At 69.7% G+C, this 10,631-nt stretch carries 11 protein-coding genes and 1 riboswitch; of the genes, 8 read left to right on the top strand and 3 right to left on the bottom strand.

Annotated elements, in window-relative coordinates:
* The coding region (locus tag J1C73_RS13445; RefSeq protein WP_207316573.1) for a glycoside hydrolase family 25 protein at window positions 1–785 on the bottom strand (785 nt) is incomplete at its 3' end.
* Between the two features lie 153 nt (window positions 786–938).
* Between J1C73_RS13445 and J1C73_RS13440 the strand changes: the two genes are divergently transcribed.
* From J1C73_RS13440 to J1C73_RS13430, 3 genes are all read left to right on the top strand, one after another.
* Window positions 939–1,811: a peptidoglycan DD-metalloendopeptidase family protein gene (locus J1C73_RS13440; protein ID WP_307797684.1), complete on the top strand. Its 873-nt coding sequence runs from the start codon at window positions 939–941 to the stop codon at window positions 1,809–1,811.
* 73 nt (window positions 1,812–1,884) lie between these two features.
* Window positions 1,885–2,460, top strand: coding sequence for a GNAT family N-acetyltransferase (locus J1C73_RS13435; RefSeq protein WP_207316572.1), 576 nt, complete (start codon window positions 1,885–1,887; stop codon window positions 2,458–2,460).
* Window positions 2,461–2,593: 133 nt separating this feature from the next.
* A complete protein-coding gene (locus J1C73_RS13430; RefSeq protein WP_207316571.1) occupies window positions 2,594–3,142 on the top strand; it encodes a nitrobindin family protein in 549 nt (182 codons plus the stop codon).
* Between the two features lie 106 nt (window positions 3,143–3,248).
* On the opposite strand, the gene J1C73_RS13425 is transcribed toward J1C73_RS13430, so the two are convergent.
* On the bottom strand, window positions 3,249–3,494 hold the full coding sequence (locus tag J1C73_RS13425; RefSeq protein WP_242644114.1) for a hypothetical protein: 246 nt from the start codon (window positions 3,492–3,494) through the stop codon (window positions 3,249–3,251).
* Between the two features lie 486 nt (window positions 3,495–3,980).
* Window positions 3,981–4,166, top strand: a riboswitch (cyclic di-AMP (ydaO/yuaA leader).
* A 3-nt stretch (window positions 4,167–4,169) separates the two neighbouring features.
* Between J1C73_RS13425 and J1C73_RS13420 the strand changes: the two genes are divergently transcribed.
* From J1C73_RS13420 to J1C73_RS13405, 4 genes are all read left to right on the top strand, one after another.
* Window positions 4,170–5,060 carry a LysM peptidoglycan-binding domain-containing protein gene (locus J1C73_RS13420; protein ID WP_207316570.1) on the top strand — a complete coding sequence of 297 codons (891 nt, stop codon included), beginning with the start codon at window positions 4,170–4,172 and terminating at the stop codon, window positions 5,058–5,060.
* Between the two features lie 195 nt (window positions 5,061–5,255).
* On the top strand, window positions 5,256–6,749 hold the full coding sequence (locus J1C73_RS13415) for an FG-GAP repeat protein (protein ID WP_207316569.1): 1,494 nt from the start codon (window positions 5,256–5,258) through the stop codon (window positions 6,747–6,749).
* A 111-nt stretch (window positions 6,750–6,860) separates the two neighbouring features.
* Window positions 6,861–7,940 carry an NAD(P)H-dependent amine dehydrogenase family protein gene (locus J1C73_RS13410; RefSeq protein ID WP_207316568.1) on the top strand — a complete coding sequence of 360 codons (1,080 nt, stop codon included), beginning with the start codon at window positions 6,861–6,863 and terminating at the stop codon, window positions 7,938–7,940.
* Window positions 7,937–8,416 (top strand): carboxymuconolactone decarboxylase family protein, encoded by a 480-nt coding sequence (locus J1C73_RS13405; protein WP_123467645.1) that lies wholly within the window; start codon window positions 7,937–7,939, stop codon window positions 8,414–8,416. Before J1C73_RS13410 ends, J1C73_RS13405 begins: the two co-directional genes overlap by 4 nt.
* A 147-nt stretch (window positions 8,417–8,563) precedes the next feature.
* On the opposite strand, the gene J1C73_RS13400 is transcribed toward J1C73_RS13405, so the two are convergent.
* The gene (locus J1C73_RS13400; protein WP_207316567.1) at window positions 8,564–10,207 is read right to left on the bottom strand and encodes a GMC oxidoreductase; all 1,644 of its coding nucleotides are present in this window, start codon (window positions 10,205–10,207) and stop codon (window positions 8,564–8,566) included.
* A 193-nt stretch (window positions 10,208–10,400) separates the two neighbouring features.
* Between J1C73_RS13400 and J1C73_RS13395 the strand changes: the two genes are divergently transcribed.
* Complete coding sequence (locus J1C73_RS13395) at window positions 10,401–10,589, top strand: antitoxin (protein WP_207316566.1); 189 nt, start codon at window positions 10,401–10,403, stop codon at window positions 10,587–10,589.
* Window positions 10,590–10,631 lie beyond the last annotated feature (42 nt).

Below are 10,631 nucleotides of genomic sequence, written 5' to 3'. Positions count from 1 at the left end.
TCCGTCGACGTCTTCGGCAGCGGGTCCCCTCCGGACGGCGGGTCGGTCGCCTCGGTGAGGTCGAACGCCCAGGAGCGGGCGCGGCTGAGGTCGACGGGGGACGCGCCGCCGGCGCCGCCGGCGGAGGTGTACTGATGGGCTGCCCAGTCGGGGTAGTGGCCGCCGAGGTCGGGCGCGCCGGGCCAGGTGCCGTCGTTGGCTCCCCAGGAGGCCGCCCACAGGTGGGCGCCGGCGGCGACGGTGGCGGTCCAGGTGCCCGCGCGCAGTGCGCCGGTGCTGATGTAGAACCAGGGCACATAGCTTCCGACGCGTTCGCGTACCCGGTTGAACCAGGTGGACACATCGGCGTCGTTCCACAGGCGGGTGGAGTCGTCGAGCACCTCCACGTCGAGCGCGAGCACGTCGCCGACGCGGTAGTCGTGCAGATGGTCCACGAAGTAGTCGGCCGCTGCGGCGGGGCCGAGGAAGTCTCCCGACAGCCAGTAGTGACCCACCCGCAGTCCCGCGGCGCGGGCGCCGTCGACATGGCCGGGATACGAGGACGAGGTGTAGGGGCCCTCGGTGAGCTGGCATCCGCCGGCCTTGACGATGACGAACCGCCGGCCTTCCGCGGCGGCGCGGGCGTAGTCGATGCCCAGCTGGTTGTTCGAGACGTCCAGGCCCTCCAGGTCTGCTGCCCGGGCGCGGGGCGGGCCGGCCGCGGTTGCGGGGCCGGCTGCCGTGAGTATCCCGGCCGGGGCGAGGGCCGTTGCCGCGGCGGCGCGAATCAGGGTTCTCCTGCGCATGTTTCCTCCGGTGAGGTGTGGGGCTCCCAGGAGTGGACGGGCCATGTGCCGATCGAGGATGTGTCATGTGCATATCGAAATCTATGCGCGTAGGTTACCGTGGCTCCGCCTCGCTCTGGCCAGTCAAGTCGCAGTGATATCAAGGGAGTTGCCGTGCAGAAGAACCATGGGTCCGACGACGGCCAGGGGAGTCGGCCGCGGATCGAGATGAGCCGGCGCACGCTACTGAGGGGCTCGGTCACCACGCTCGGTCTGGCGGCCGGCGGCGTGCTGTTCTCTGGGAATGCCGCCCAGGCGCTGGACATCTACAACCCGTTCAGCGGATACCGGATCACCGGTACCTGGCAGGACCACCTCAACGACGGCTCGTTGGGTGGAATCGACTACGGGATGGGCGTCGGCACCGCGCTGCCGGCCGCGGGCGCCGGTGTCATCACCAATATTCCGGACAACGGTACCGGTGGACACACGGTGACCATCACCCACAGCGACGGGTACCGGACGCAGTACATGCACCTGTCCCAGTTCCTGCTGGCCAACGGCGCCTCGGTCGGAAAGGGAGGGATCGTCGGGTACTCCGGCGGTGCCGTCGGAGCCCCCGGCTCGGGAAGCTCCACCGGACCGCACGTGCACTGGCATCTGATCACGCCGGGCGGTACCCGGGTCAACCCGCTGGACTACCTGGGCGGAGGAGGCGGCGGTGGGCTGCCGAAGACGTCGACGGAGCAGGATGGTGTTCCCGGTCCGGTGATGTGGCAGCGGACGCAGAACTGGCTGCGGATCGAGTCCGGTTACACCGGCCCGATCGACGGGGTCCCCGGGCCCCACACGTATGCCGCGCTCCAGCAGAACCTGCGTAACTGGGGCTACACCGGACCCATCGACGGCGTACCCGGTACCAACACCTGGGCAGCCCTCCAGCGACTCGCCGCCCAGAACGGCTACACCGGCCCCATCGACGGCGTGATGGGCCCCAACTCCTGGCGCGGCTTCAGCCACTTCATCAACCAGGACCGCTGGAACTGACCCACGCCCCCGCAGGGCATCGGCGGGCCCCGGTTGCCCTGCGGGACTCTGGACAGCCCTTAGGCTTCTGGTCATGAACACGGCTTCGACCGGCGGCAGGACCCCCGGGCCCGTCATCCTGGACGCGATGGAGCTGACGTCCGATCAGGGCCTCGGCGCCCGGTTCGCGGCGTCGGCCCATCGCATCCTGGCGGACCTGGTCCGTCAAGGCGCCGCACTGGGGTGGGTCGATCCCCCCTCGCCCGACGAGGTGGCGGAACTCCTCGACCACGTCTTCTCCGCGGTGCACGCGGGCGATGCCGCCCTGCGCGCCGCCTACCTGGACCGTCAGCTCGTCGGGCTGGGGTACTGGCTGCGCCACACGCGGCCCACCCATCGTCCGCACGCCGATCTCGAAAAGATCGCGGTGGCTGCCGCTGCCCACGGTCGCGGCATCGGCCGGGCGCTGACCGCCGCGCTGATCGCCGACGCCGAGCAGGCGGGGATCGAGGTCCTCACGCTGGACGCCCGCGGCGACAACAGCGCCGCCCTGCACCTCTACCGGTCGCTGGGCTTCACCGAGTACGGGCGTCTGCCCGGCTTCGTCGCCGTCGGTGAACTCCGCTACGACAAGGTCTTCTGCATGATGGACTTCCGCCACGAGGGGTGACTCCCGTGTTAAGGAAGGAGTGTGACGGCACGGACGCGTGAGGGCGTGAGGGTATGGAAGCTGCCCGCTCGCGCGGCCTGGCCCTAAGCTGCCGGCTGACACCGGCACCATTCCCGACTCAGGAGCGCGCAAGATGTTCGACCCCGTCCAGAAGCACCCGTACCCCGACGCGTTCCGGCCGGACGAAGCGCCTGCACCGCACGCACTGCTCGCACCACTGACCGGGTTCCTGGGCACCTGGGCCGGGCGGGGCCGCGGTGAGTACCCGACGCTCGCCGAGGAGTTCCGGTACGCGCAGGAGGTGACCTTCAGTCATGACGGGCGGCCCTTCCTCCACTACGAGGCGCGCGCCTGGCTGCTGGACGCGGACGGTGCCCCGCTGCGGCCGTCGGCCCGGGAGAGCGGCTGGTGGCGGATGCAGCCGGACGGGCGCGTGGAAGCGCTGATCACCCAGCCCACCGGTATCGCGGAGATCCTGACCGGCCGCGCGGCCGACGGCGCGGCCGACCTCGCCACCCATCAGGTCGCTCTCGCTCCCACAGCGAAGGAAGTCAGCGCCACCCGCCGCCGCTACACCCTGACGGACGACGGCACGCTCGAATTCGTCCATGACCTCGCGGCGGTCGGTCAGCCGCTCCAGCACCACCTTTCGGCGCAGCTCCGACGCGAGGGCGGAAGCTGAGCCCTCAGGGGCGGTGCGCCGGGGCGGTGCCGACTTCCTCGCCGGTGTGGTGACTTCCGTGCCGGTGTGGTCAGTTGGGCTCCGCCCGGCCTGACCCCGCCCGCGTTCACGCCTTTGTCAGGACGTCCCGCAGCCGGGCCGCGTACGCCCGCGGATGCGTGGTGTTGCCGTTGTGTCCGCCGGGGAACGTGACGACTTCCCGGCCGACCAGCTCGGCGAGGCTCTGTGCGCACTGTCCGACGAAGACCGAAGGCGCCGTGGCGCTGCCGCTCGCGGGCGCGATGTGTACGGGAGTCACCCGCAGCGCTTCCTGGTCGAGCTCGGCGTCGATGACCGCGGTGCGGCGGTCCACGAGCAGGCCGACCAGTTCGGTGCTGCGGTCCGCGTCGCCCTCACCGCTCTGGGAGACGAGCGCAGCGGGCCGGAGCCGCGGACTTCGTAGTGGAGCGTGGCGCCGTCTGTCGTGAGGCTCTGCACGGGTCCATCCGCGCCCCCTGTTCGACCGCGCCCCGGGGCGCCGCTTCCAGGCTGCCTAAATGTCCTGATTGTGCAATTAGTCGGAGTTGCCGCTATTTAACCCACAGGGCACCTTTTCTGCGGCTCAAAGGTTATCAATAACTAGCAAATCGCCCGTTTCGGGCGCAGTGGTCAGCATCACTTTCCCGGCCCCCGGACGCGGGGTGTCCGCCTTCGGTTCCCTGTTGCGCCAAGAAAATTGACTTCCCCGGGAAGGCCTGATGGTGAGTATTTCCTTTAATTGATCTTGCGAATCAATTGAGATCCAGAATTCAGGGCTTGTTTCGCTCGGCGTTTCTCGCTTACGGTCACCGTCAATCCGGATGGAACGCCGAATCCTGCCGCCGTCCGGAAACCCGACCCACTCACGTACGGCAGGAGCGGGGGACCCAGGTTTGCCGCCGGTCCGGTATCCGGAGCGGCTAGGGGTGAAGTCGCCATCACGGGCGGCCGGACATCTCCAGTCCGAACCCGACAGCTCACCTCGCAGGCGGCGGAGAGGAAATGCGCCATGCCCATCATGGGTAAGAACCGTCGTTCCAAGTCCACCTCCCTGACCCGCGGTTTCATCGCCGTGAGCACGGGCGGAGTCGTTCTCGCGCTCCCCCTGATCGGGGCCGGATCGGCTTCTGCCGCACCGGCACACCCTGTCGTCGCAGAAAAGTCGGCGGCCTCGACTTCCGTTGCTGCCAAGGAAATTGCCGTCCGCAAGGCGGAGTCCACCGTCTATTCCGTGGTCTCCGGTGATTCGCTTTCCAAGATCGCCCAGGGACATTCCCTCAGTGGCGGCTGGGAGCGGCTCTACCAGGACAACCGGAGTGCGGTCGGTGGAAACCCCGATCTGATTTACCCGGGGCTCAAGCTGACCATCGGTGCCAAGTCCGCGGCTGTCGCGCCCAAGGCGGCCCCCGCGGCCGAATCGAAGGCAAAGCCCGCGACCGAGTCCAAGCCCACGGCCGATGCCTCGCAGTCGTCCGACCGGGCCGAGGGCACCGACCGTGCCGACCGGTCCCAGCGGACGGCCACGCCCCTCGCTGAGAAGACCGCAGCCACCGCTCCGGCGCGGGCCGCGACGGCGTACACCGACGACCTGGACGGCTGGATCAAGGAGTCGCTGGCCGTGATGGCCCAGAACGGCATCCCCGGCAGCTACGACGGCATCTACCGCAACGTCATCCGCGAGTCCTCGGGCAACCCGCAGATCGTCAACAACTGGGACTCGAACGCCGCCGCCGGCACCCCCTCGAAGGGCCTCCTCCAGGTCATCCAGCCCACCTTCGAGGCCTACCACGTGGCCGGTACGTCGATGGACATCCTCGACCCCGTCGCCAACATCACCGCCGCGTGCAACTACGCCGCCGCCACGTACGGCTCGATCGACAACGTGTTCGGGGCCTACTGACATAGCGCGGATCCGCCTTCGGGAGAAGCCGGGCACAGGGGTGGGAAGGAGCCGATCGGCTCCTTCCCACCCCTTTTCGTGTGTCGTACAACCCTTGCGCCTCATGGGCGGTCGAACGGGGCGCCAGGAAGGTAACGGGCCTTTCCCGGCGTCCCCCCGGACTCGCCCGGTCATCCTTGAACCGAGGAGCCGCTCGTGCGCACCAACCGTTCGGCCGCCGTTGTCGCGGCCGCGTTTCTCCTGATGGCAGGGGCCGGCATCGCCGCGCCCTCCGCCTACGCCGGCACTCCTGGCGGAACGCACGCGAACGACCGCAACACAGATTTCAACGGCGACGGATACGAGGACGTGCTCACCGGCGCGTCCGGCGGGACCGTCGGCGGGAAGAAGGGCGCGGGCTACGTGACCGTGCAGTACGGCGCGAAGACGGGCATCGGGACCTACAACCCCGTGGTGCTCAGCCAGAACACCGCCGGGGTGCCGGGGGCTGCCGAGGCGGGTGACGGCTTCGGCAGCGCGCTCGCCACCGGCGACCTCGACGGGGACGGCTACGACGACGCGATCGTCGGCCTGCCCGGCGAGGACATCGAGCCGGTGACCGACGCGGGCGGCATCGTCGTGCTGTGGGGCTCCCCGAAGGGGCTCTCGGGCGCGGACAGCGACTGGCTTCAGGCCGATCAGCTCGTGGTCGGCGCCCGGTTCGGCAGCGCTCTCGCGGCGGCACACTTCAGCCCCGACATCCCGGGTGACCAACTGGCCGTGACCGACCGCGACAACCTCACCCTGTACCAGTACGACGCGGCGCCGCAGGGCAGGTCCGCGCAGTTGGTGCCCGCGACGCGCCACCGCCTGACCCCCGGCACCCCGGGCCGCCCGATCGCGCCCAGGGCCATGACCACCGGCGACTACGACGGCAACGGCCTCGCCGATCTCGCCATCGCCGGAGTGACCACGGGCAAGGAACCGGGCCACGGCTGGTCGTCGCTGTTCCTCGGCGATGTCCAGGGACTCCGCTACGAGGGCGATCTGCGCGGCGGCCCGGCCGTCGCATCCGGTGACATCAACAACGACGGCTACGACGACCTCGTCACCGGGGAGCCGAACAGTCCCGACGACGGCGGCGCGGCCATGACCGGTGGAGTCGTCGGCGTGTACTACGGCAGCGCCGGCGACGGGCCGGCCGGCGCCGAGGGCCCGGGCACCCCGCCGGTGTGGTGGACGCAGGACACCCCGGGCATCCCGGGCAAGGCCGAGGCCGGCGACGGCTGGGGAAGCGACCTCTCCGTGGCGGACGTCAACGGCGACGGGTACGCGGACGTGGCGATCGGCGCACCGGGCGAGGACATCTACGACGTCGTGGACGCAGGCGCCGTGTGGGTGCTGCGCGGCTCGGCCGACGGGCTGACCGCCGCCGACGCGGCCTCCTGGGACCAGAACTCGGGGTTCGTCCTGGGCGTGGCGGAGAAGGGCGACCACTGGGGAGGCCAGGTCCGGCTGAGCGACCCGGACAGGAACGGCCGCCTCGGCCTGCTGGCCGCAGCGCCGGGTGAGGACGCGGGCAACGGCGTCATCTGGGCGTTCCGGGCGAACACGAGCGGCGTGACGATCCGCGAGGGGTGGACCTTCGACGGCGGATCGCTCGGCGGCCCGGCGGCCGGCGCCGCGTTCGGATCCGCGATCGACGAGTAACGGCGGGCCGGGTGACCGGGGCGGAGCCTGCGAGCCCGCCCCGGTCACCCTCCCCAACCGGGTGGGCGAAGGCACTATGAACCTTTCATCCCGCGCGCTACCCTCCGCCGCATGATTTCCACGGTGGTCTGGGGTACCGGCAATGTCGGCCGCGCGGCCATCCGCGCCGTCGAGGCCCATCCGGCCCTGAAACTGGCGCATGTGCTCGTCCACGATCCCGGCAAGGTGGGCCGCGACGCGGGCGGCCTCTGCGGGCTCGGCCGTGATCTGGGCGTCGCGGCGACCGACGACATCGACGCGGTGCTGGCCGCCGCTCCCGGCGCGGTGGTGTACGCGGCATCCGGGGACATCCGCCCCGACGAGGCGCTGGCCGACATCACCAGGGCGGTCCGGACGGGCGCGGTGGTCGTCACCCCCGCCCTGTACGCGCTCTACGACCAGCGGGGCGCCCCGCCGGAGCTGCGCGAACCGGTCCTGGCCGCCGTCGCCGACGGCGGCGGCTCGCTGTTCGTCTCCGGCGTCGACCCCGGCTGGGGCAACGACGTGCTGCCCCTGCTGATCAGCGGACTCGGGACCACGGTCGACGTGATCCGCTGCCAGGAGATCTTCGACTACTCCACCTACGACCAGCCCGACTCGGTCCGCCACCTGATCGGCATGGGACACCCCATGGAGTACGAGCCGCTGATGCTCGCGGCCTCCGTCCCGACGATGGTGTGGGGCGGGCAGATACGCCTGATGGCCAGGGCCCTGGGCGTGGAGCTCGACGACATCCGCGAGACCATGGCCCGGCGGCCGCTGGAGACGACGGTGAGCACCCGGACGATGGGCGAGTTCGAGGCGGGCACCCAGGGCGCGGTGCGCTTCGAGGTTCAGGGCATCGTCGAGGGCGAGCCCCGCATCGTCATCGAGCACATCACCCGCATCCACCCGTCCTGCGCCCCGGACTGGCCGGCACCGCCCGACGGCGCCGGTGCCCACCGCGTGATCATCGAGGGCCGTCCGCGCATCGAGGTCACCGTCGAGGCCACCGACGAGGGCGAGAACCGCTCGGCGGGCGGCAACGCCACCGCGGTCGGCCGGCTGGTGAACGCCATCGACTGGCTGGTGGACGCGGAACCCGGACTCTACGACGCACTCGACGTCCCCCTGCGCCCCGCAGCCGGCAGACTCGGAAGGAAACAGCCATGATCATCGACATACCCGAGGGCCAGGAACCGATCGGATACGTGTGGGGTGACATGGTCCCGGGCATCGGGATGGCCGCCGCGAACTTCTCCCTGTCGGTGTACGAGCACACCTCGCTGGGCCTGCGTGAGTTCGAGGCCGCCCGGCTGCGGATCGCGCAGATCAACGGGTGTCTGTTCTGCCTCGACTGGCGCACCGAACGGGACGGCGAAAAGGTCGAGGAGGAGTTCGCCGACGCGGTGAACGAGTGGCGTACCGCCGGGGACTTCGACGACCGGACCCGGCTGGCCGCCGAGTACGCGGAGCGCTACGCCCTGGACCACCACGGTCTGGACGAGGAGTTCTGGAGCCGGATGACCGCGCACTACAGCCAGCGCGAGATCGTCGAGCTGAGCATGAGCATCGGCTCCTGGCTGGCGTTCGGCCGGCTCAACCACGTACTGGGGCTCGACGCGGTGTGTGTGCTGCCCGGCCACTGAGGGGCTGCCGGGTGACCTCCGGTCGGAGGTCACCCGACAGCCTCTGAGCCCGACGCCCCGGGCCCGTCTGTTCCCGCCCGTGCCCGGGGCGTACTCAGCAGGAGGTCCGTCCCGCCGCCGCCTGAGGCCGGCCGCGTCGGGCCGGTGTCACAGATCGGCGGCGATGATCTTCTCGATGTTCCGTTCGGCGAGTGCCGTGATGGTGACGAACGGGTTGACGCTGGTGTTGCCGGGGATCAGCGAGCCGTCGATCACGTACAGGCCCGAATGCCCGTGCAGGCGACCGTAGTTGTCGGTCGCGCGGTCCAGCACCGCACCGCCGAGCGGGTGGTAGGTGAGGTGGTCGCCCCAGATCTTGTACACCCCGAAGAGGTCGGTCCGGTAGATCGTCCCCTCCTTCGCGTTGATCTTGTCGAAGATCGTTTTGGCCATGTCGATGGACGGCTGCTTCCACGAGGCCTGCCAGTTCAGGTCGACCTTGCCCGTCGCGGCGTTCCAGGAGAACTGGGCCCGGTTCGGGTTCTTCGTGATCGACAGATAGAACGAGGCGAACGTCTCGATCCCGGTCGGCAGTGGCGCGACCTCGGCGAACGCCCCGCCGGCCGCCCAGTTGTCGATGCCGCCGCAGGGGATGCTCGACTGGACCGCGCCGGTCGGGTCCCACAGGTGGTTGGCGCGGCCGCACATGACGTTGCCGTTGTCGCCCCAGCCCTTGCCGATCTCGTCGTTGAGGCCGGGCAGTCTGCCGGTGGCCTTGAATTCGGTCAGCAGTTTGCTCGTGCCGACGCTGCCGGCCGCGAAGAACACCTTGTCCGCGGTCACCGTCTTGGTGGCCTCGGTGCTCCCGTCGGTGCGGAGCTGGTCGATGACGACCGTGTAGCCCCCGGCCGACGCCGGGGTCACCGAAGTCACCTTGTGCAGAGGCGAGATGGTGACGTTGCCGGTCGCCGCGGCCTGGGCGAGATAGGTCTTCTGCAGCGACTTCTTGCCGTAGTTGTTCCCGTAGAGGATCTCGCCGGCCAGTGCCGACTTGGGTACGGTGCCGGCCGCCTCCTTCTCCATGTAGTCCCAGTCGTACACGTCGGGCACGAAGACGAACGGGAAGCCGGAGCGCTGGGCCTGCTTGCGGCCGACCCTCGCGTACTGGTAGCAGTCGGCGCTGTCGAACCACGCGGGGTCGACGGTGCCGACGCCCAGGCCCGCGTTGGCGCGCGGGTAGTAGGTGGAGTACATCTCGTCGGCGTTGACCGTGGGGAGGACGGCGCCGAAGTTCTCCCGCCTGGGTGTGACCGCCATGCCGCCGTTGACCAGTGAGCCGCCGCCGACGCCTCGCCCCTGGTAGACCGTGATGCCGCTGAAGTCCTCGGCGTCCAGGATTCCGGTGTAGCGGGGGATCGACCTGTCGATGGGGAAGCCGAAGAAGTTGCTGAGGGGCTGCTTGGTCTTGGTGCGGAGCCAGTACGAGCGGGCGTCGGGGCTCGTCGTGTTGGCGAAGATCTTGCCGTCCGACCCGGGGGTGTCCCAGGACATGCCCATCTCGACCATGTGGACGTGGACGCCCGCGCGGGCGAGTCGTAGGGCGGCCACGGAACCGCCGTACCCGGTGCCGATCACCAGGACCGGGACGTGCTCCCCGCCGCCGATCACCGTGGCTGTGGTGCGGCTCGCCGCCTGGGCGGCGGTGGCGTGACCGGAGAGGGCCGCAGCCCCCAGGATGAAACCTGTTCTAGCCATGAATCCGCGACGCGAGACACCGCTCGATCCCTTGTCGGGTAAGCTTGAGTCCGTCATGTGACGTCCCTCACTCTCGATCGAATGGGAACGAGTTCTACTGGCGCTCGCGCAAGAAGTCACTACATACCTGTGAGTAATTTGCCTGGAGCCCGGCCGTTCGCCACCCGGCGCGGCTCCCTTCGCCCCGGGGTGCGGCACCGGGGCATCGCATGGATGCTGGGAATGTCAGCGTTCCGTGAGGAGGACAGTCATGAGCATGCTCGACAAGATCAAGGACCTGATCAAGGGGCACCCCGACCAGGCCCGTCAGGGAGTCGAGAAGGGCGGCGATGCCATCGACAAGAAGACGCACGGCAAGCACAGCGGTCAAGTCGATTCCGCCCAGCAGAAGCTCAATGACCAGCTCGGTGACCACCGGCCGCCCGATGACGGCCGATAGCGCGCTCCCGACGGCCCTCGTGCCATCGCAACGGAGCGGCAG

It is taken from the genome of Streptomyces laculatispora, assembly GCF_017353455.1.
Taxonomy (GTDB): domain Bacteria; phylum Actinomycetota; class Actinomycetes; order Streptomycetales; family Streptomycetaceae; genus Streptomyces; species Streptomyces laculatispora.
The sequence above is the reverse complement of the archived record's forward strand: the minus strand, read 5'-3'. Positions and strand labels throughout refer to the sequence as shown.